General features: G+C 46.8%; 18 protein-coding genes. 7 read left to right on the top strand and 11 right to left on the bottom strand.

Features of this window, described 5'->3' with window-relative positions; genetic code table 11:
• Positions 1-20 precede the first annotated feature (20 nt).
• The 7 genes from JM642_RS18735 to gmk all read right to left on the bottom strand — a co-directional run bounded on the left by JM642_RS18735 (position 21) and on the right by gmk (position 7,427).
• Positions 21-725, bottom strand: a complete 705-nt coding sequence (locus tag JM642_RS18735; protein ID WP_203432334.1) for a hypothetical protein — start codon at positions 723-725, stop codon at positions 21-23.
• A gap of 183 nt (positions 726-908) precedes the next feature.
• A complete protein-coding gene (locus JM642_RS18730) occupies positions 909-1,859 on the bottom strand; it encodes a calcium/sodium antiporter (RefSeq protein WP_069453779.1) in 951 nt (316 codons plus the stop codon).
• 158 nt (positions 1,860-2,017) lie between these two features.
• On the bottom strand, positions 2,018-3,682 hold the full coding sequence (locus JM642_RS18725) for an AMP-binding protein (RefSeq protein WP_203432333.1): 1,665 nt from the start codon (positions 3,680-3,682) through the stop codon (positions 2,018-2,020).
• A 232-nt stretch (positions 3,683-3,914) separates the two neighbouring features.
• The gene (locus tag JM642_RS18720; protein WP_011070722.1) at positions 3,915-4,298 is read right to left on the bottom strand and encodes a RidA family protein; all 384 of its coding nucleotides are present in this window, start codon (positions 4,296-4,298) and stop codon (positions 3,915-3,917) included.
• Positions 4,299-4,320: 22 nt separating this feature from the next.
• Positions 4,321-6,423, bottom strand: coding sequence for a bifunctional GTP diphosphokinase/guanosine-3',5'-bis pyrophosphate 3'-pyrophosphohydrolase (spoT, locus tag JM642_RS18715; RefSeq protein WP_037413695.1), 2,103 nt, complete (start codon positions 6,421-6,423; stop codon positions 4,321-4,323).
• Positions 6,424-6,466: 43 nt separating this feature from the next.
• Positions 6,467-6,745, bottom strand: a complete 279-nt coding sequence (gene rpoZ / locus JM642_RS18710) for a DNA-directed RNA polymerase subunit omega (RefSeq protein ID WP_007651394.1) — start codon at positions 6,743-6,745, stop codon at positions 6,467-6,469.
• 58 nt (positions 6,746-6,803) lie between these two features.
• Positions 6,804-7,427, bottom strand: coding sequence for a guanylate kinase (gmk, locus tag JM642_RS18705; RefSeq protein ID WP_037426419.1), 624 nt, complete (start codon positions 7,425-7,427; stop codon positions 6,804-6,806).
• 374 nt (positions 7,428-7,801) lie between these two features.
• Here gmk and JM642_RS18700 point away from each other — a divergent pair, with 374 nt between their 5' ends.
• From JM642_RS18700 to JM642_RS18685, 4 genes are all read left to right on the top strand, one after another.
• Positions 7,802-9,298 (top strand): hypothetical protein, encoded by a 1,497-nt coding sequence (locus tag JM642_RS18700; protein ID WP_055647872.1) that lies wholly within the window; start codon positions 7,802-7,804, stop codon positions 9,296-9,298.
• Between the two features lie 157 nt (positions 9,299-9,455).
• The gene (locus tag JM642_RS18695; RefSeq protein WP_055647871.1) at positions 9,456-10,337 is read left to right on the top strand and encodes an NTP transferase domain-containing protein; all 882 of its coding nucleotides are present in this window, start codon (positions 9,456-9,458) and stop codon (positions 10,335-10,337) included.
• On the top strand, positions 10,321-11,385 hold the full coding sequence (locus JM642_RS18690) for an aminoglycoside phosphotransferase family protein (protein ID WP_055647870.1): 1,065 nt from the start codon (positions 10,321-10,323) through the stop codon (positions 11,383-11,385). Before JM642_RS18695 ends, JM642_RS18690 begins: the two co-directional genes overlap by 17 nt.
• Before the next feature lie 99 nt (positions 11,386-11,484).
• Positions 11,485-12,909 (top strand): MFS transporter, encoded by a 1,425-nt coding sequence (locus JM642_RS18685; protein WP_203432332.1) that lies wholly within the window; start codon positions 11,485-11,487, stop codon positions 12,907-12,909.
• Between the two features lie 15 nt (positions 12,910-12,924).
• On the opposite strand, the gene JM642_RS18680 is transcribed toward JM642_RS18685, so the two are convergent.
• Positions 12,925-13,758, bottom strand: coding sequence for a sulfotransferase family protein (locus JM642_RS18680; RefSeq protein ID WP_203432331.1), 834 nt, complete (start codon positions 13,756-13,758; stop codon positions 12,925-12,927).
• Between the two features lie 185 nt (positions 13,759-13,943).
• On the opposite strand from JM642_RS18680, the gene JM642_RS18675 reads away from it, so the two are divergent.
• Together JM642_RS18675 and JM642_RS18670 are read left to right on the top strand one after the other, a co-directional pair.
• Complete coding sequence (locus JM642_RS18675) at positions 13,944-15,770, top strand: DUF3578 domain-containing protein (protein WP_203432330.1); 1,827 nt, start codon at positions 13,944-13,946, stop codon at positions 15,768-15,770.
• A gap of 30 nt (positions 15,771-15,800) precedes the next feature.
• Positions 15,801-18,140, top strand: a complete 2,340-nt coding sequence (locus JM642_RS18670) for a DUF2357 domain-containing protein (RefSeq protein WP_203432329.1) — start codon at positions 15,801-15,803, stop codon at positions 18,138-18,140.
• Here the strand turns inward: JM642_RS18670 and JM642_RS18665 are convergent.
• Positions 18,123-18,482, bottom strand: coding sequence for a hypothetical protein (locus JM642_RS18665; RefSeq protein ID WP_203432328.1), 360 nt, complete (start codon positions 18,480-18,482; stop codon positions 18,123-18,125). The two genes, JM642_RS18670 and JM642_RS18665, sit on opposite strands and share 18 nt — an antisense overlap.
• A gap of 159 nt (positions 18,483-18,641) precedes the next feature.
• Entirely contained in the window at positions 18,642-19,544 is a 903-nt protein-coding gene (locus tag JM642_RS18660) for a LysR family transcriptional regulator (protein ID WP_203432327.1), read from the bottom strand.
• A 389-nt stretch (positions 19,545-19,933) separates the two neighbouring features.
• On the opposite strand from JM642_RS18660, the gene yjjG reads away from it, so the two are divergent.
• Positions 19,934-20,638: a pyrimidine 5'-nucleotidase gene (yjjG, locus tag JM642_RS18655; RefSeq protein ID WP_069453767.1), complete on the top strand. Its 705-nt coding sequence runs from the start codon at positions 19,934-19,936 to the stop codon at positions 20,636-20,638.
• Between the two features lie 97 nt (positions 20,639-20,735).
• Here the strand turns inward: yjjG and fis are convergent, their stop codons facing one another.
• A complete protein-coding gene (gene fis / locus JM642_RS18650; protein ID WP_006083371.1) occupies positions 20,736-21,041 on the bottom strand; it encodes a DNA-binding transcriptional regulator Fis in 306 nt (101 codons plus the stop codon).
• Positions 21,042-21,045: the final 4 nt, after the last annotated feature.

Below are 21,045 nucleotides of genomic sequence, written 5' to 3'. Positions count from 1 at the left end.
TCCTTTCGCCTTTTCTGGGGTTATTTTGCACTTATTTGCTGATTTTTCTGAAGTAAAAACTTAGCCCAACCATAATCTTTTTCCACTTGCAGTGCCTGTTGCCAATCTTCCATCGCGCCTTGGATATCCCCCAATTCTTGTTTGGCCAGTCCGCGCCAAGTGTAAGCTTCGGCCTCACCCCAGCAAATGTTCTCGCAAGGTTGATTAAATCGCTCAATGGCGCTGCTGGCGAGCGTCTTGGCAACTTGCATGCTGCCCCCAAACATTGCTGGCGTATTATAGGCGGCAATCGCTTTCACTAATGCGACCCGCGGATTAAGCGGTGCTAGCTGTTCGGCCTGAGCAATGGCGTTAGCGGATTTGATCCCAAGCTCAGCGCCTTTGCTGTTATCCAAGGCGATTTGCATACCATACACGGATGATAATAGCGCGAGGGATTCCGCATCGGCTTGACTGTTGGTTAAGATTTCTAAGCTCGCTTGAGCCGAAGCTAAGGCATTATCTGCTATGGTTTTTTGTCCCATCACATTGGCGCTGATGGCTAAACGATAGTTGGCATAAGCCGCCTCGTAATCTTGAGTGGCAGTGCTGAGCTGTTGCAATTTATCAATATTCAGTGTGTTAGCCGCTTTGTCTACCTCAGCGATATTGGGGCTAGAGTTCGAAGCCGCGAGCGCTGGCACGCAGGCGAGGGCAAGGCTTGATAACAGTAAAAGTGTTTTCATGGTATTTCCTTATTGAAGTGATAACCCATTGCTTGGGGACGGCTTCATTATCAGAAATACCTTGGTCTGAGTGCAGGCACAAAGGTCATCAATTAGGCATGACAAATGTCATGTCTTAACCCTAAAAGTAAAACACCGGAGTGGCTCCGGTGTTTTAGTAAGCTAAGGTGAACGCGTAAATCGTTAGACTACCGCTTGGCTGCTAGCTTGGTTAACGAGGTAAACCATGTAGCCTAAGTAAGCGATAAGCAGCGTGGCACCTTCGCGGCGACCAATTCGTAGGCCAGACCAAGCAAAGGGTAAAATGATTACGGCTAACGCCAGCATGACAATAAAGTCTAAGGGTTGGAAACCAAGCCCAGATACAGGGTAAACGACAGCGGTCACGCCAAGAATACCTAATATATTAAATATATTTGACCCAACGATATTACCAATAGCAATATCGCTTTCGCCTTTGAGTGCCGCTAAAACCGAGGTCACTAGCTCTGGCATACTGGTACCAATAGCGACAATAGTCAGGCCGATAATGACTTCACTAACACCAAATACTTTGGCTAAATCAACAGCGCCATTCACAAATAAAATGCCACCGCCGACTAACATTCCGATGCCGACAATAATAAACGCGATTGAAAGCAATGGATTTTTAGGACCTTCTTCAATCACTTCACCATCGGCATCAGTAGTATTTTTGGCGCTGAAATAGCTGAAAACCAAGTAGCCGACAAGGAGTGATAATAAAATGATGCCGTCAATCAGGCTGAGTTCGCCATCTAGCAATAATCCCCAAAACAGCATAGAAGCGAGGATCATCAGTGGAATATCCCGTCTTACCATCTGCGATTGAACTTGGATCGGGCGAATAAGCGCAGTAATTGCCAAAATTAAGCCAATGTTGGCGATGTTAGAGCCAATCACGTTACCCAGTGCAATGCCGCTATTGCCTGCCAAGGCTGACTTTACGCTTACCGCAAGCTCTGGTGCGCTGGTACCGAAAGCCACAATCGTTAAGCCGATCACCAGCGGCGTAATCCCAAGACGAAGTGCAATGGAGCTTGCGCCACGGACTAAGGCCTCTGCGCCTAAGGTTAAAATAATAAAGCCGCCGATAATTGAAAGTGCAATAAGCATTTTGGACTCTGTTAAACCTGATTGAGTGAATTAATTTAAGGTGCATCACCTTACGCTGATAGGCGTACATGATACGTGTTTTTAATTTGCTTTGACAGAATATGTCATAAAAAAGCACGCCGAAGAGCGTGCTTTAATCATAACGGTGCGCTTTGACGTTATTTTGCGACTAACTCATCTTCCCAGCGTACTTGAGCACCACGGATCCCGTCCACCCTTTCGCTAAAGGCTTTCTCAAGCACGTGGCGCTTGATCTTCAGTGTGGGGGTTAATACATCGTTTTCGATGGTCCAAGGTTCACTCACCACCACAATGGCATCCACATGTTCGTGGGATTCTAAATGTGGATTCACACTATCGAGTGTCGCTTTAAGGGAAGCGCGTACTTCTTCACGGGCTTGTAGGTTAGCTCCCTCAGAGAGTTGCACTAGGGCTACAGGGTGCGGCAAACCTGAGCCAATAACACAAATCAGCTCCACATGAGGATCTTGTGCAAGCTTGCGCTCAATTGGCACTGGTGCCACATATTTGCCTTTAGCGGTTTTAAAGTTGTCTTTCACGCGGCCAGTTATCGTCACACAACCATCGGTATCAATGGCGCAGAGATCGCCGGTATGGAAGAAACCATCAACATCGAAGGCCGCCGCGGTAGCTTCAGGTTGCAGATAATAGGCGGTCATTAGGCCTGGGCTCTTAATGAGTAGCTCGCCATCTTCACCTTGGCGGATTTGGCAATCCTGCACGGGTTTACCCACAGTGCCGATTTTACGCGCATCGAAAGGGTAGTTGATGATGGAGTAAGCACAGTTTTCTGTCATGCCCCAAGCCTCACAAATATCCAGCCCAATACTGTGATACCAGTGGATGAGTGAGGGTGGAATAGGCGCTGAGCCAGAGCCGAGTAAACGGCAATGGTTGAGTCCTAAGCCCTTATGGATCTTGTGTTTTACTAGGCTGCTAATCAGTGGAATTTTTAGCAATAGATTGAGTTTGCCAACACCAATCTTGTCGATAATGTTCTTTTGGAACAGGCTCCACAGGCGTGGAACGGAGAAAAACACCGTTGGTTTAGCGCGCTGCACATCCGCAACGAAGGAGTCTAAGCTTTCGACGAAGGCGACTGTGCTGCCTGAATAAAAGGATGAGCCTTCAATCGCCACGCGCTCGGTAATATGGGCTAACGGTAAGTAGGACAATAATCTATCTTTACCATCTGTACGTAGATCGCGCACCACCGCTTGGCAAGTCCAACCATAGCTAGCATAGGTTTGAATCGCACCTTTAGGTTGACCCGTTGAGCCCGAGGTATAAATCAGCGTCATTATCTGATCGGGTTCGGGTAATGGCGCTTCAATCAACGGGTTGCCCATATTGAGCAATTGTTCCCATTGATATTGAGCTGGCATGGTGTCGTAGGGCATAGCAAGGCGCAATAATTCGCCGCCGACACCGGCTTCTTGATCGGCCCAATGATCGAGCTTACCGAGGACAATCGCTTTAGCCCCACTATGCTGCAATACATAGCGAATGGTATCTGGATTCGCAGTCGGATAAATAGGAACGCTGATATAGCCACCGTGCATCAGGGCGAGGTCGGTGATAAACCATTCGGCACAGTTTTTAGACAGAACGGCAATTTTATCGCCCGGCTCTAAGCCTAAATGGCGCAACGCGCCAGCAAGTTGTTGGACTTTTTCTTGTACTTCATTCCAAGTGAAATCAAGGTATTGCCCCTTGATTGGCTGGCGCAAATAAATCTCATCCCCACGCGTATTCGCCCAGTGCGCCAGCATTTCAATTGGCGTCTTAATCGCTTTATCCATAGGCAATTCCCTGTTCTTTATTGTTATTTTCACCCCAACATAGGTGCCCAGTATGGCGAGTTTTGTGAGGCCGCGCAAATAGTTTGCAAGATTGTAAAATCACTAAATCTGCAAAACAGCCTAATGGGCGAGTATGAAATGAAAATGAACTTAATAACAGGTCAGAGCAGGAGTCGCGGGGCGCATTAGGCAATAAAAAAGGCGCCTAAGCGCCTTTCATATCGGTTGAAGCTTACAGCTCCATCACGCCATCCATTTCGACTTGCGAATCTTTGGGTAACTGCTTCACACCGATAGCGGCGCGAGCTGGGTAAGGTTGGCTGAAGTAACGGCTCATGATTTCATTCACTTTGGCGAAGTGGCTTAAGTCCGTTAGGAAGATATTAAGCTTAACGATATCGTTGATTGTGCCGCCGGCTGCGGTACAAACGGCCGTTAAGTTTTCAAACACTTGCACAACTTGCGCCTCAAAATCATCGCTCACGATTTGCATTGTGCTTGGCACCAGTGGGATTTGGCCGGATAAATATACTGTGTTGCCGACTTTAACCGCTTGAGAATAAGTGCCAATTGCCGCTGGGGCGTTTTCGGTCGCGATAATGATTTTTTCTGCCATGACGCTCTCTCTAAAATAATGATCAACGATTACGGGATGTACGCAACACCTCGGGCAGTACCCTGATACGGCGCATCACGTTAGCTAAATGGATCCTGTCTTTCACCGAAATTCGCAGGTTAATCAAGTAAACGCGGCCATCGCGCTCTTCGGTGCTAAGGTTGTGAATGTTCGAGCCCTCGGCGGCGATAATCGAGGTGATCTTCGCCAGCGCGCCTTGGTGGTTAACAATTTCCACCCGCAGATTGGCTTGATACTCGACGCCTTCGACATTATCCCACTGTACGGGAATGTATTTATCGGGCTCGCCTTGGTAACCGCGAATGTTAGCGCAGTTTTCCATGTGGACGACTAAGCCTTTACCTTGGCTCACGTGGGCTATCACCGCATCACCTGGGATGGGGCGGCAGCAGTTGGCGAAGGTCACTAACATGCCTTCGGCGCCGCGGATTGGCATCAGGTGAGAATCGCGGCTCTCTTGATTCTCTAAATTATCGCCAATCAAACGTTGAGCGATGACTATGCTCATGGCATTGCCAAGACCGATGTCGGCGAGTAAGGAATTTAAATTGGCGTGCTTAGTATCGCGCACGACTTTATCAATCTGCTCGGCAGGGATGCTATCGAGCTTGGTTTTACCCAGCGCATGGTTAAGCAAACGGCGGCCAAGGGCAATGGCATCGTCTGCTTTTAGGCTCTTGAGCACTTGGCGGATTTTGGCGCGGGCTTTACCCGTGACCACAAAGTTAAGCCAAGCGGCATTCGGACGCGCGCCTTTAGCGGTAATGATCTCAACGGTTTGGCCGGAGATTAATGGCTGGCTTAACGGATAAGCTTGGCGGTTAACACGGGCGCCGACACAGGTATTACCCACATCGGTGTGGACTTCATAGGCAAAGTCGACGGCGGTGGCGTTAACCGGTAATTCTAAAATGCGACCTTCGGGGGTAAACACGTAAATCTCTTCGGGGAAGAGTTCGGTTTTAACGTTTTCTACGAATTCGAAGGAGGTGCTGGCGCTCTGTTGCAGTTCCAGCAAGCTTTGCATCCACTTACGGGCACGCACTTGCGTGGTGGTGCCTTGACCATCGGCACCGCCTTTGTAAGCCCAGTGAGCCGCAACCCCTTTGTCGGCCATTTGATCCATATCTTCGGTACGAATTTGGATCTCGACGGGTACGCCGTGGGGACCGAATAACGAGGTATGTAGCGACTGATAGCCGTTGGCTTTTGGGATAGCAATATAATCTTTAAAGCGACCTGGACGTGGTTTATACAGGCCATGCATCGCACCGAGCACGCGATAACACGTATCGATGGAGTCGACAATCACGCGGAAGGCATAGATATCCATGACTTCTTGAAATTGCAGCTCTTTACTCTGCATCTTGTTATAGATGGAGTAGAGGTTTTTCTCGCGCCCTTTGACTTTGCCCTTAATACCCGCATCGTTTAAGCGGGTGAGTACCGCGGCCTCAATACCTTGAATGAGCTCTTTACGGTTGCCTCGAGCCGCTTTTACCACTTCCCTTAGTACCCGATAGCGCATGGGATAATAGGCTTGAAAACCCAAATCCTCTAACTCAGTCTTGATATTGTGAATACCGAGTCGGTTGGCAATGGGGGCGTAAATCTCTAAGGTTTCGCGGGCAATACGACGGCGTTTGTCAGGACGCAGCGCGCCTAAGGTGCGCATGTTGTGGGTGCGGTCGGCAAGCTTGATGAGAATAACGCGGATATCCTGCGTCATCGCCATCATCATTTTGCGAAAGTTTTCTGCTTGAGCTTCTTTCTTATCGCGAAATTTCAGCTTGTCGAGCTTAGACACCCCTTCAACCAATTCAGCCACCGATTCGCCAAATCGCTCGGCTAAATCTTCTTTGGTGACATAGGTATCTTCGATGGTGTCATGCAGCAATGCCGCCATCAGCGTCTCATGGTCGAGACGCATTTCGGCGAGGATGCGGGCAACCGCAACCGGATGGGTAATATAAGGTTCGCCGCTAGTGCGCATTTGCCCTTCATGGGCATCACGCGCAACTTGGTAAGCCTGCTTGAGCAATTCTACCTGTTCAGGTTCTAAGTAACCGGAAGCAGACTCCTTTAGACCTTCAAACAGATACAAGTGGCAGCTCTCCTTTACCCAAACAGGTGTGACTCAATTAGACTTATAGTGAACGGCCTTCAGCGATGGCGGCAACAGCTGCGATTTCAGCAGCTTCACGCTCACGCACAGTTTGACGCTCATCAGCATCTAAAGTGTGAGCATTCACTAAACCTAGTTCGATTTCACGCAGGGCGATAACCGTTGGTTTGTCGTTCATCTCTTCAACCATAGGGTCTTTACCCTGCACGGCGATTTGGCGAGCACGACGCGCCGCAACCAGGATCATATCAAAACGGTTGCCGATTTGTTCTACGGCGTCTTCTACAGTTACGCGAGCCATGTGTTGAAACTCCAGTTTATCTAGGGAAAAAATGACGCAAAATTGTACACTATGGCAGTTAGCCTGCCAACAGATCGTTAAGCATATCATTTTGCGCGTGGATCTGACTAGCACCCGTTAAGCGTTGGCTGCGAATGATCGCCCGCAGATCCGCCAGTGCTGTGTCAAAATCGTCATTGACGATAATAAAATCATATTCTTTATAGTGCGACATTTCAGAAACCGCCTGTGCCATACGGCTGGCGATCACATCCTGGCTGTCTTGACCGCGGCCAGTCAGGCGACGCTCTAGCTCATCCCTTGAGGGTGGCAGAATAAATACGCCCACGGCTTCTGGCATCAAAGCTTTGACTTGTTGGGCACCTTGCCAGTCGATATCGAGAAACACATCAATACCTTGAGTTAAGGTGTGCTCAATCACATGGCGCGATGTGCCGTAGTAATTGCCAAACACTTCGGCCCACTCAAAAAAGGCATTTTGCGCGATCAGTGCTTTAAATTCTTCAACATTAACAAAATGGTAGTGTTGACCATCAACTTCACCTGGGCGCGGCGCGCGGGTGGTGTGCGATACTGAAACCTGCATATCGGCAGGTTTGTCTTTTAACAATGCCGAAATTAGCGAGGATTTACCCGCACCACTTGGCGCTGACACAATAAATAAATTTCCGCGTGCGGTCATGAGCTAAATATCCAGTTGGTTAACGCAAGAAGGGCCCAGAAAGCCGAGTATTATACAGATTTTGACCTTAAAAACGCTAGGGCTTGTTAGCCAGCAATTGTTGTCTATTTATGTTTTGCGACAGTTAACGCTGACGTTGGTGCATTTTTACGGTTTACTGTGACTCAAAGATCGGATACTGAAAATCTCTGCGTCCCTAAGCCTTGCTGAGCCTGAGAATTAAGCCTGATTTAGCTTTAGATGGATATAATCAGCATTTTTGCTTATCTAGCGTCTTTATTGCACTGACAAGTGCGGCTAAATTCGTTACGCTCATGCTTATACGACATAGAAGGTCGTGTGCGCTTGAATTATTTCACTATAAAGGAAGGGTCGTGCTGTTAAAATCTCTTTTCTGCCTTCACGGGCGTGATTCCCGCCCCCGCTTTGTTGTTATCAGTGTTGGTGTCTATTTAGGCATATCACTGGCTGTCGCCGCATTTGGGGCGAACTTTCTCATGTATCTTTTAGCGTTAGTAGGCCTGCCTTTACTTGCCCTCACGGCGCTGCGTCGTTTAAATGATGCGGCCAAGCCTAAGGCTTTAGTGGTGGTGTTTATGTTGCCGCTGCTGATTTTACTGGCGCTGTATATTGTGGCTCCGCCACCAGTATTGGCGATATTAGGGTTAGTGTTGGGGGCTGGCGCGACTTTTTGGGGAACCCGTTTGAAGTCGCCAACTATAGTGGATTACCGTTTTGGTTATTATGGACCAGCACTCGATGCGCCTATCTCGCAGGCGATCCCCCGTCGCCGAGTTGAACCTGTGATCACGCCAAAGGCGGCTGCTGCGCAAAATGCGGTGCCTGATGTATCAGCAAATATTCCTGTTGCGACTCCGGCAGAAGCTTATTCCCAGACAGAGCCAACTATTTCGTCTGCTGTTGCTGAGCCAGAACTTGAGGTTTTGCGCCAAGATGAGCTGCGCTTTGATGCCTTAACCAAGATGACTGCCAATCCAGCGGATTTTGTGGTGCCTGATGCTGTAATTGAGGGGCATGCCGATTTTCGTCCCGCTAATCCGAGCCGAGTAGAGCAAACGCGAATCGACCTCGCCGAGGTAGATTTAGCTCAAGTGGATTTGCAGGGAGAAGAATTTAAGCGTGCGCCGCTCGATCCTGCTGAGCACAGTGATGAGCCGGTGTGGCGCTTTGATCCCGATGACAATGCCGATGTTTTTAATGACACCGAGCATGCTGAAGAAGTGCGTCGTCGCCGCGCCGAAGCTAAAGAATCCGGTTCTATGACCGAATTGTTTAGGGGCGTTGCGGAGTTTTTTGCCCCTTATCGTCGTTATGTTAAGTTGCCTAAATTACCTAAGCTGGAGCGCCGTTACTGGTTGCCTGTCGGCGGCGGTGCGGGCGCTGTGTTGTTAGTCTTGCTGGTATGGGGATTATGGCCTAGTTCTGATGAGTCGCAGGTAGACGAATCGGTCGTGCCAGCGGTGCCTTCAGCACCTATTGCAGCAAGCGATCGTGTGACCTTAGATCTGCCCGACGGTTTTTCGGTGGCATTAGAGCAAGATGTATTAATTATTCGTTGGTTGGGTGAACGCGACAAGCCGCAAAACCTATGGTCTATTGCTACGGCGAAGGGTGATAAGAGTTGTAGTGCATTAGTGTTTAATAATGGCACTGAGTATCGCACTATCACTGTGGATTTGCTTGCCGACTCTGCCACTGAAGCGCGTTTCACGCCGCTCGATACCGCTAATATCATTACCGATTTAGCCCGCCGTGGCAGCATTGGTTTGTGTGGTTATAAGTTCAGCCTCAAAGGTAGCCAAGCGGTTTTAGAGCCAAATCGTGCCTTTGGAACTTATTTAGCCCGTTAAATAGATAAAAATAAGCTTAAATGCTAGTCAGGATTAGAGGGGTAGATTACACTTTTGCTCCTCTTTTTCTCCGATCTTGTGTTACATGCACTCGCATAGCCGATGACGGCGAGGTTCGGGAAAATTTCTTTAATACGAACTGAAAACTCAATCCCACATGAATACAGATTTGACCTTAGTCATTATGGCGGCGGGCCTTGGTAGTCGTTTTGGCGGCGATAAGCAGTTAGCCTCCCTTGGGCCTGCGGGCGAACCCATGTTGGTGTTATCTATTTTATCGGCTATTCGCAGTGGATTTCAGCGCGCCGTATTAGTGATCCGCCCTGAGCTTGAGGCGGAACTCTCCGGGATATTGACGCAGTTTTTACCCGCAAACTTTGAATATCACTTTTGCTACCAGTCATTAAGTGATTTACCACAAGACGCAAAGCTTGCTGATTTTAGCCATCGTTTAAAGCCTTGGGGGACAGCACATGCGCTCTGGTGTGCCCGCGATTGGGTAACAGGGCCAATGGCAGTGATCAATGCCGATGACTTTTACGGTGACAGCGCCTTTGCCTCGTTAGCACAAGGATTAACCGCCAGACCTAAGGATTGGATGATGGTGGCTTATCCTATCGAGCTGACGTTATCTGAGCATGGTGGAGTAAACCGTGGCTTATGCCAAGTTGAGCATGGGCAGTTACGCTCGGTCGCCGAGTGGTTAAATATTCAAGCACAAGAAGATGGTTTTGTGGGCGAAGGACCAAATGGATTGGCAAAGCTTCCTCCACAGTCGCTGGTATCCATGACCTGCTGGGGCTTCTCGCCAAGCATATTTGATGTTATTAAACAGCTATTAACCGCATTTATTGAACAACAGGGCCAATTGCCGAAATCGGAATGCTATTTGCCTGCTGTGGTTCAGGCGGCAATTGAGCAAGGTGTGCCCGTCTATGTTGATGTGGCCAGCGAACCTTGGCTCGGTGTGACCTATCCGCAGGATACTGTCTGGGTAAAGCAAAAATTAATGGAGTTATTGGGTGATAAAACTCATTAGGCAGTCAGTGTTGCCTCATTTTGGAATTGAAGCCGACGAGGCAAAAATCTCAGCGTTAGGGAATGGTCATATTAACGACACCTTATTAGTGCGTTGGCCTACGGGTGAATTGGTGCTGCAACGTATTAACACCCAAGTGTTTAAGACGCCGCAGGCGCTGGTGAGTAATGCCGATAAGATCAGCCATCACTTATGCGCCAAGGCATTGCAGCAGCAATATGGTCTGCAAGTGGTTAGCCCTTGTCTTACCCAAGAGGGTGAACTTGCTATCGACTTAGGTGAGCAGGGATTTTGGCGTGCGATCAGTTATTTACCCCATAGTTTAAGTATCGAAGTGGTGAAGTCTGAAGCGCAAGCCGAAATGGCCGCCAAGGCCTTTGGTCACTTTGCCTGTGCATTAAGTGATTTTGACGCCACTGAGCTTGAAGATGTGATCCCGCAGTTTCATCACTTGCCTGGGCGGATGGAAATGCTGCGCCAAGCGGTGCAGCAGGATAAAGCCAAACGCTTAGAGTCGTGCCGTCAATGGGTTGATTACGCGCTGTCGCAGCAGAGTTTATTGGATGAACTAGCCGAAATCTCGCCGCAGTTACCGCTGCGGATCTGCCATAACGACACGAAAATCAACAATATGTTGTTTGATAAGCGCGACATGTCGAGCATGGCGATTATCGATTTAGACACCTGCATGAAAGGTCATCTAATGTATGACTTTGGCGATATGGTGCGTACTTTCTGTTCGCCCGAGGAAGAAGATTCTACTGCCCTTGAAAATGTTAAAGTGCGCCAGTCGATCTTTGCCGCCATTTGCCGTGGCTATTTAAGTGAGCTCTCCGAGGTATTAACTGAGGTCGAAAAACGCAGCCTTTGGCTTGGGGCGCGAGTCATTTGCTTGATGATTGGCGTGCGTTTTTTAACGGATTATCTCAATGGCGACGTGTATTTCCACGTGCACCGTGAGGGTCATAATCTGGATAGAGCGGCGAACCAGTTTACCTTGTATCAAAGCCTGTTAGATCAAGAAGCCGAGTTAAAGGCTTGCTTCTAGCCCTAATCAAACGCCCCATTTGGGGCGTTTTGTTTTTTGCTTATATACGACATAATTGCACCATTAAAAACCCTTAGTCTCATATGGATTTGGCTTGGAATGGACAACCACGAAGTACCCACTGCATTAACTTGCGCGCGCCGTAGCGCCAGAAATCTCTGGTTAAGATGTACTCTGCGTCGTTCACAGCAGGAAGCCGTTGCCTCATCGATGATGACGGCAACCAGCGATAACTTTTTTAATGCTTACGCGATTTTTCTCGGTGCTAGTCTTGCGCAAATGGGCTTTGTTACTGGTTTACCGCAGCTCTTTGGGGCGATGTCGCAGTTAGTTTCTGTCTGGTTAGCGAGCCATTTTTCCCGTCGCGGGTTTATCGTTTACTGCGCAGCTTTGCAAGCTGTTGTGGTATTGGCGATGGGCGCGTTAGCGGCCTTTCGGCCTGAGCACGCAGTGTGGATATTTATCGCGCTCGCCGTGGGATACCACGGTTTTATTAATCTTATCCAACCCCATTGGCGCGCGTGGATGGGGTCAATCGTGCCTGAACGTCGCCGTGGCGCTTTTTTCGCGGCGCGTACCCGCTTAACCATGGGCGCATCCTTAAGTGTATTCTTTATTGGCGGTGGCATTCTGACCTTGACCGATTCGCAGCAAATGGCCTGGTTAGGCTTTACCTTGCTGTTTTCGATTGCCGCCATGGGGCGTTTTGTCTCGGCTTGGTTATTACTGCAAATGCACGATCCTGATCCGCGCGAAGCCAAGCAGCGCGGCGTGTTTATCCAAACCATTCGCAATTTTCGCGGCGCATGGAAGGATAAAACCTTTCGCCAGTACAGCTTGTTTGTGGCCAGTATGCAGGCGATGGTCGCCATATCGGCGCCGTTTTTCGCTGTGTATATGCTAGAAGACCTGCACTTTAGCTACATCGAATTTGTGCTCGCGAGCGTGGCCTCGATAGCGACTCAATTTGTGACGCTAAAGTTTTGGGGGCGATTTAGCGATCAATTCGGCAATCGTTTGGTGATGATTATTACCAGCTGCCTGATCCCAAGCTTGCCATTGCTATGGCTGTTTTCCGATAACTATCTGTATATTCTCCTTATTCAGGCATTTTCTGGGCTGGCGTGGAGCGGCTTTACCTTAAGTACCGCCAATTACCTTTATGATATTCGTCCCTTTCGCAGTGACTTTGCGACCTATGCAGCGCTGCAAGCGTCACTCAGTGCGGGATTCGTATTTGTGGGGGCGATGGTTGGCGGCACGATTGCCTCCCATGCGGCGGATTTTTTAGTGTGGTCGGGTTGGAATACTTGGCTCAGTAGCCCGATTTTTGTGGTGTTTTTAGTATCGACCATACTGCGCGCATTTGTGACACTGTGGTTTATTCCGCGCTCGGTCGAACCCAAAGTCAGGCCTCGGCCGCAGTTACTGCAACTTATCTTCCGTATCCGCGGTTTTAATGCGATTTCGGGCGTGAGTCTCGACTGGCTAACTGTGGTTAAGCGTCGGAAAAATAATGATTAACCTAGAATCTAGAATCTAGATTTTATAATCAAAGAACTTACGTTTGTCTGGCCCCGAGGCATTGGCGCTGATCTTATTCGGGTGTTTATATTCATCCCAACTGGCCACATTGCGGCCGACATTGAGCTTAGGAAAGTTCTGCTGATTTTCGCTAGCGGCTAGGCCCATAAAAGCCAATAGCTGACCGAGGGCACCTTGTTGGCTCACATTGATACTGAGTAAGTCGTGTCTGCCCGCAAAGTAGTTAACCACCTCAGCTTTATGACTTTGATAACAATCGATAAGATGTTGTTCATCCTGCGGATTTTCGACTATACCTACGCCAAAGCTATGGCGAAAGCTGCGCTTCATGATTGGGTGGAATCGGCCAGTTTTGGCATCCAAATGTGGCAGCATTCGGCTGAGTAACATCTGCATCGACGGCACCCAAGAGTCTAACTCACGGTCAATATAGACAAATTTGGCCTCGGAGAAGAGTTTATCTAACTGCTTGAAATCACTAAAACAAGGTGCATCGGAAATCGCATCAGCCTGCATAAAGGCTGCTTTAGTAAACGCCATATGTGCCACTTTTAAGCCTTGTTCTAATAGTGCCACACTCACGCTCGTCGTCCCTGTACGGGGCAAGCCGATAAAAATAACCTTCTGTTTTTGCTCGGCAACAACCGACTCATGCTTAATTGCACTTGGCTCGATTGCGCTTGGCTTGGTTGCATTCGGCGCGAGTAAGCTTAGCCTGATGTCATTTGGTTTAGTCGAATCGCACTGTGGCTGATTGAGCTGCACATCTTCACTATGGTTATGCCTTTGAGAATCGGGAAGGGTGGCAATAGTTGGGTTATCAGGCATGGATTTGGCTCGGCATTCTTGTCAGCGTGGTCGCGATGGGTAGGTAAATTGGGGTTTAACATTAGCGTTTTATCAACGTTGGCAGTATATCGCAGTGCACAGGTTTGTTAGTATCTTCATGGCATGCAAAACAAAAAATAGAATTGGAATACCAAAAACTCTTAGTCTTGGTATAAGGGATACTTATGAGTTTAAGACAACTTTTAATAGAAATAGCAGGTGGTTGGGTAAAGGCTAAAAGTGAGCAGTTTACTGGTCACCCAATAGCAACTTTACTAAGACAAGATTTAATTAAAGTAATAGAAAACACGCTCCCATCCTCAACTAATTATCTAATAAAAGCTAGTGCTGGAGCAGGACATTGGGCTGACGTGTCTTGGTTGTCGATTCTCAATCCATCAATAACAGAGTCAACACAGTCTGGTATTTATCCAGTTTATTTGTTCCGTTCAGATGGTAGTGGCGTTTATCTATCATTAGGTTTTGGAACTACAGAGCTGAAAAAACGATATGGAAAAACGCTAGCAAAACAGAAAGCAGAAGAACTCCGTAATAACATAAGAGGTTTAGATAAACGACTGAACACGTGGGATCAAAAAGTTGATTTACGATCTAATACGCCGTTAGGTAAGTCCTATGAGTGGGCTTCGGCTGGCGCAAAATTTTATCCTTTAGAAAATATGCCTGATGAAAATGATCTTGTTTCTGATCTAATAGAACTATTAGAAATATATTCAGATGTCAATTTAGAAACTAATAAGCATTCAAGTCAGGCAGTTAGATATGTGCAGTTTCTTTCCAAACCCTTCCTTCTTCTAGCTGGCATCTCAGGCACAGGTAAAACCCGTTTTGTGCGTGAGCAAGCTAAGGCTACAGGTAGTCTTGCTGAAACCTATTGTTTAACCTCGGTACGTCCCGATTGGCATGAGCCTAGCGATTTGCTGGGATATATTTCGCGCTTAAATGGTGCAGCCGAATATATTACCACCGATGTATTGCAGTTTATCGCTAAAGCATGGCGTGGTATTGCTGATCGTGGCTTAAGTATTGAAGTTCAGGACATTGAAGAACAGGGTAAACGTTTAGTCGTAACCGGTGAGCGTGATGCTCTTGAACAGGTGTTGCTCTATTGGCTGTGTTTGGATGAAATGAACCTAGCCCCTGTCGAGCAGTATTTTGCGGATTACTTATCAGTACTTGAAACCCGTGAATGGCGCTGGGCGGATGACAGTTTTACCTACAGCAGTGATGCGTTATTAAAACCCACCACCATTAACGACGTGGCTGATAAAGATAAACTACGCAAGGAGTTGGGTTTTGGCTGCGAAGAATATAACGAGCTGTGGGATATTATTTGCCAATATGGTTTAGGTATTCCATTTAACCTGATGGTAGCAGGTACGGTTAATATGGATGAAACCACCCATGGCTTTTCGCGTAAAGTAATCGATCGAGCATTGAGCTTTGATTTTGGTGAGTTTTTTCCAAATAAAACGGAAGAATTTTTTGCGCCTAAACACAAACCAAAGGCGTTAAGTTATCCGTTATATAGCCAAGCCAAGTTGCCAATGTTTGCATCGGTTACTGCCGATTGTGATGCATCGAAAACTACAGCGTTCTTTAATGCGATCAATGCGGTATTAAAGCAAACCCCATTTGAATTGGCTTTTCGTGCTTTCAATGAGCTTTGTCTCGCTGTGATTAGTTTTTCACCCCAAACTGAGCTTGAATTAACCGCTGTGTTTGACGATTTTTTAATGTGCAAAGTGTTGCCGCGCATTGAAGGCGATGATGACAAACTGGTCGGAAATAGCGAGCAGAATCTATTGGAGCAGCTAGAAACGGTGCTCGCAGATAAATTAGCGAATATTTGGCAGGGGACGCGGCCTGATTTGTTGCGTGAAGTGATCGAGCAGCCTGATGAAACTGTCATGGTGGCCTGTCGCTCTGCGGCTAAATTAGTGCGCATGAGAAAACTGCTAGAAAGTGGTTTTACGTCTTTTTGGCCTTAACCTAAACGGATTGTTGGGTGGTATTGATTAATGGCGCAACAAACGTGTGAAACCTTGTATGTAACCCATGAGGACTTTGAATTCTATGTTTCTGCGGAAGGGTTAGATAAGCCAAGAAAGCAGCTGGCCAGCACTTATGCGAAGCGCTCATTCAGCCTGCCGACTGAGGATATTGCTGTTTTCGTGGGCGACAAATTGGTGGCAACGGATACAGAAGCCAGCTTGGTTGAGCCATTCTTTTTTGAGAATCGTCAGTATTGGTTTGAAATTGAATTTAAAGACAGTGTTGACATCAATACGGCAGCAGTAAGTCATAAGTACAATCTAATCGAGCAAGGTTTTATGCTCAGCCCGAGACGAAAAACGCTGCATGCCATGATCAATTTTGGCAATGATATCGGCCGTTGTGCATTTCAAATTAAATATATCGTTGATGGCGTGCATAAATCGGTGCCTGTACAGTTTACCGTGCTGGCAACCAAAATGGTGCAAAGCCAAGATCTTACCCTGATGAACAGGCAGATTGATCAGATTTATCCACTATGGCGCTATACCATTAGTAGTAAAACCAGTCAGTCCCAAGGCAAATTGAGCCATAAATCTGAGCCGTTCGAGCTATTTTGGTTGGCGCAGTTTGAACGCTTAGTGTTTGATTTTAATCAAGGTATTAATCGAATTCTACATGCGCCACACAATCGTTTGCAGTCTTTTACCCTGCAAAAGCAGCTAGATCGCATTCACAAAAAGCTCAATGCTAAACAGCAAGAGCAAGCGAAAGAATTACTTGCTTCAAAACGTCTCTCAAGCCGTATGGGGATTGCCCAGCAGCGCCTGAATATTAACACTCCTGAAAATCGCTTTATTAAAATGGTACTAAAGCGAACCCAAGCTAATTTGACGAAATTGATTGCAGGTATTCGCACGAGTAAAGAGGCGAAAGCGTCAGACTCTTTTTTGCAAACTTTGGATGCTTGGCTTGGGCAGGTATCAAAACATGCTAAGCATCAGTTATGGCAAGAGGTAGGGGCGTTTGAAGGGCAAAGTAATGAGTCAAAGGTGTTACAGCAGGGCGCTGGCTATTCTAAAGTCTATAAAGTGTGGCAACAGTTAAGGCATTATTTAGATAACAATAATGGTGAGGCGCAGTTGTCGATTAAGTCTGTAGCAGATATTTATGAGGTTTGGTGCTTCCTAGAAGTAAAAACTGTGATTGAAAGCTTCGGCTTTCAGTTGCAAGAAAAGAAGTTAAGCAGCTTGAAAAAGGTGCAGTTTGAACGTCAATTTCCTGAAGACAGCATGGCTGCTGCTTTTGTTTATTATCGCCAAAGTGATGGCATGATCATTGAGCTTGCCCATGAACCTTCTTTTTCGCCAGAAGGGAAAGAAAATCGTACTTGGTTGGCAAATCAGCGACCCGATATCGTGTTAAGGGTGACACTTGCTAACAGTGAATCATTTTTGATTTTGTTCGATGCTAAGTATCGAATTGATTCTAAGCAATTGGGTAAGGAACAAGACGGTGTACCAGAAGATGCGATTAATCAAATGCATCGTTACCGTGATGCCATTATTCACCAGCAAAAAATGATGAATGAAAGGCCACTAAAAAGCCGCCCTGTAATGGGAGCATTTGCTTTGTATCCTGGCTTTTTCGACCAAACTACTCAGCAAAATCCTTACGATGAGGCTATTAAAGAGATTGGTATTGGTGCATTTGCTTTATTACCATCTGCGGCAGAACCAAATATTCATAACCATTGGTTACGGAGTTATTTAGCCAATAAATTGGGTAATGGCACAAATAAAATCAGCTATCTCAGGCCACCATCTAATGATTATTATTTTGTGGAGGATTCTGCGCGGATTGCGCCTTATGGCGGCAGTATAGTGCGTCACAATGGGTTAACCATGGTGGCCCCGATAAACGAAATTGATCGTGATAGTGATTATTTACTCAGAGCAAGAACTGGCTGTTTAACGGGTTACCATACTCAGCTTTTGGCGACGAATCGGCAGAATGTTCATCGTAATATTGTGCGTGAAATTCGCTACCTGTTACTGACAGTACGTGTTAATCCATCTGATCCGAATCAATTGGGTAAATTTCTATATCGTGTTGCGAATGTAAAGTTACTGCCAAGACATGATATTGATCGGCAGTTAACTGGAAAGCTTAGTAATGACAATCACCATTATTGGGTGTTTGATTTTGTTGGTGAGCCTGAAGTGTTAACAACAGCAATCGTAAAACCGTATTCTGAAAACTTTCAATTTAAGCTTACTAAAGCAGAGTATTTGCAACAAATTAGCCATTGGGATGATGTGAAAGAAGCTTATCAGCTCTATACCGACCTAGACTTGAATTGGTAATACCTTGGCATTGAGTTGCTGTTTTATCTGCTCAAGGTAGTGGATTAGGTCACTGGGTTGTTCAAATTCAAGCTGTAGTGTTGGCTGAGAAGCGGTACGGATTTCTGGGTGTAGGTTGTCGCCGTCATTTACGGCTGAAATGATGCTGTAGCGGGGATAATCTTCTTCGCGGCAGATGGGGTCGGCATAGTCGACCCAAAGAATAAAATAGTGGTTGTTGTGTTTGAAGTAAAAGCTGGGACACATGTCGTTTTGGTAGCTTTTATCGATGAGAAATGTGTATAAGCTTAGGTCGAAGCCAAGCTCAAATTTATCGCCAAATGTTTGCTGATAAACACTCATTTTTTTGCCTTAAATCATCGCATTAAGTGATGTTAAGTAAGCTGAAGTATTTGCTTAACGAACTGTTTTATCTGGTTTAAATGTGTTTTCATTAGTCTGTTTTGGCTGTGTGGTTATGTTCGTTATAACCATTATGTAAAGCCGTATTTATCGTTAACCCTAGCTAATAATTGCACTATTTTTTGCTAAGAACTCCATCAAAAACTCAATCAATACCGTCACCTTAGTCGGCAAATATTTTCGCTGTGGATACACGGCGTAAATGCCATGTTCGGGTAGCGGATAGTCTGTAAGTAACGCCTGTAAACGCCCTGCCTGTAGATCGGACTCTACGATAAAGCGCGGTAGGTTGGCTATGCCAAGGCCATCGAGACAGGCTTGGTGGATAGCATCACTATTATTCACCTGATAGTTGCCTTTGGGCTGAACACGTTGCACTCCATCGGGACTGTGGAAACTCCATTCCACACCATCTTGAAAGTAACTGTAAAACAAACAGTTGTGCTGAGTTAACCCGCTAGGAGTCATGGGTGAACCGTTCTGCGCTATATACGTTGGGGACGCGCAAATCACGCTCAAACAAGGGGCAATTTTGCGGGCGATAAGGCTGGAGTCGGGCAGTTCGCCGATGCGGATAGCTAAATCGAAGCCGCCTGCGATTAAATCTGTTGTCTTGTCATCCATTTGCACTTGCAGCTGAATATCGGGGTAACGTTTTAAAAACTCAGCGATTAAAGGCGCAATATACAAGCGGCCAAACACCATAGGCACGGAAATTCGCAGATTGCCTTTAGGTGTTTGCTGCAATTCGGAGATGGCATCTAATCCTTCTTGGGTGAGCTGCACTGCGGGGCGAATATATTCGAAATAGCGCGCGCCAGCATCCGTCAGGCTCAAACTGCGGGTGGTGCGTTGTAATAGTTGAATCCCTAAGAGTTGCTCCAACTGTGTGATTCGTTTGCTGATCGCCGATTTACTCAGTCCAAGCTTTTGTCCCGCCGCAGAAAAACTACCGCATTCGACCACAGTGACAAAAATGGGTAGAGCAGAAAAATGTTCCATGTGCGTCCTATTCTGTTGAGGCGAGGTTGGTTACTGCATTTTGATTCGATGTAATCAGTCTTCAACTAAGCGGGCCAAGAGATAAACCAGACAGGGCACGTTTACTGTTGAGTTATGTTCAATAATAGGTTGCTTTGTCACGGTATTATCCGTCATGGATAAAGATAGTAGACTATTTTGCAACAAAAACCGTGTTCCCATAAATAGAATCTTGCGCCTGTTTTGTGCGTTCGATGCCATGTTGGATGAGGCCGACTGCATGATCCCGAGTTGAGTTTGGCGATGCGTTAATTTGCTATGGTGCTAGCGGCTTCCCTATACTGCCAGTGGTGGCAATTTTTAGAGCTTCAGTGATTAGTTACATTTTATCTTTTGTTAGGAGTGTTATTTTGTCCTCAAACCAAACCTATTCCTCGGCCACGCCCTATGATTGGGTGCTTTTCGACGCCGATGAAACGCTATTTTATTTCGATGCCTTTGAAGGACTAAAGTTGATGTTTACTGGCTTTGGTGTTGAGTTTACTCAGGCCGATTTTGAGGAATACCAAAGGGTAAATAAACCGCTTTGGGTTGCTTATCAGGATGGCAAGATCAGTGCCGCAGAGCTGCAAACTATCCGTTTTGAGCCTTGGGCGGCAAGGCTTAATGTATCGCCACAAATCTTAAACAGTGCATTTTTAGCCGCCATGGCAGAGATTTGTGCGCCGCTGCCTGGTGCGCGCGAATTGCTATCGGCATTGCAAGGTAAGGCTAAGCTGGGGATTATTACCAATGGCTTTACCGAGTTGCAGACAGTGCGTTTAGAGCGTACTGGTTTACAGCATCATTTTGATATTTTGGTGATTTCAGAAAAAGTCGGCATCGCCAAACCCGATGTGGGTATTTTTGAGCATGCACTTGAGTTAATGGGGCGGCCAGCGCGTGAGCAAGTATTAATGGTGGGTGATAACCCGCATTCCGATATCCAAGGTGGTATCAATGCCGGTATTCATACTTGTTGGTACAACGTCCATGGCCATGCTGCGCCAGCGGGGATCACCCCACATTATCAAGTGAACTCCCATCAAGAGCTACAACAGATACTGGGGCTTTAAGACAACATTTGGGGTACATATTGCCGTACACATAATGCGAAAAGGGGCTAACCCTTGCAGGTTAACCCCTTTCCTAACAATCACTTAATCGAAAAGATTAGTTCATGCCGTATTTCTTTAATTTCTTACGCAGAGTACCGCGGTTGATACCTAGCATGTTTGCTGCGCGGGTTTGGTTGCCGCGAGTGTGTTGCATGATGATGTCAAGCAGAGGTGCTTCAACTTCACTTAGCACCATTTCATACACTTCTTGTGCTTCCTGACCGTCCAACTGTGCGAAGAAGTTAGTTACGGCACGCTTAACAGCGTCACGTAATAACTGGGGCTTGATAGTGCCGTTTGCGGTTTCGATTTTGCCAACGGTAAGCTGGTGAACTTCTGTGTTAGTTGTCTGATCAAACATTCTA

This window comes from Shewanella sp. LZH-2, from assembly GCF_016859145.1.
In the GTDB taxonomy this organism is placed as follows: Bacteria; Pseudomonadota; Gammaproteobacteria; order Enterobacterales; family Shewanellaceae; genus Shewanella; species Shewanella xiamenensis.
The sequence above is the reverse complement of the archived record's forward strand: the minus strand, read 5'-3'. Positions and strand labels throughout refer to the sequence as shown.

Bases quoted from the DNA above. Each gene is read 5' to 3' on its own strand.
- JM642_RS18735 (WP_203432334.1), bottom strand. From the start codon at position 725: ATGAAAACACTTTTACTGTTATCAAGCCTTGCCCTCGCCTGCGTGCCA.
- JM642_RS18730 (WP_069453779.1), bottom strand. From the start codon at position 1,859: ATGCTTATTGCACTTTCAATTATCGGCGGCTTTATTATTTTAACCTTA.
- JM642_RS18725 (WP_203432333.1), bottom strand. From the start codon at position 3,682: ATGGATAAAGCGATTAAGACGCCAATTGAAATGCTGGCGCACTGGGCG.
- JM642_RS18720 (WP_011070722.1), bottom strand. From the start codon at position 4,298: ATGGCAGAAAAAATCATTATCGCGACCGAAAACGCCCCAGCGGCAATT.
- rpoZ (WP_007651394.1), bottom strand. From the start codon at position 6,745: ATGGCTCGCGTAACTGTAGAAGACGCCGTAGAACAAATCGGCAACCGT.
- gmk (WP_037426419.1), bottom strand. From the start codon at position 7,427: ATGACCGCACGCGGAAATTTATTTATTGTGTCAGCGCCAAGTGGTGCG.
- JM642_RS18695 (WP_055647871.1), top strand. From the start codon at position 9,456: ATGAATACAGATTTGACCTTAGTCATTATGGCGGCGGGCCTTGGTAGT.
- JM642_RS18685 (WP_203432332.1), top strand. From the start codon at position 11,485: ATGGACAACCACGAAGTACCCACTGCATTAACTTGCGCGCGCCGTAGC.
- JM642_RS18680 (WP_203432331.1), bottom strand. From the start codon at position 13,758: ATGCCTGATAACCCAACTATTGCCACCCTTCCCGATTCTCAAAGGCAT.
- JM642_RS18675 (WP_203432330.1), top strand. From the start codon at position 13,944: ATGAGTTTAAGACAACTTTTAATAGAAATAGCAGGTGGTTGGGTAAAG.
- JM642_RS18670 (WP_203432329.1), top strand. From the start codon at position 15,801: ATGGCGCAACAAACGTGTGAAACCTTGTATGTAACCCATGAGGACTTT.
- JM642_RS18665 (WP_203432328.1), bottom strand. From the start codon at position 18,482: ATGAGTGTTTATCAGCAAACATTTGGCGATAAATTTGAGCTTGGCTTC.
- JM642_RS18660 (WP_203432327.1), bottom strand. From the start codon at position 19,544: ATGGAACATTTTTCTGCTCTACCCATTTTTGTCACTGTGGTCGAATGC.
- fis (WP_006083371.1), bottom strand. From the start codon at position 21,041: ATGTTTGATCAGACAACTAACACAGAAGTTCACCAGCTTACCGTTGGC.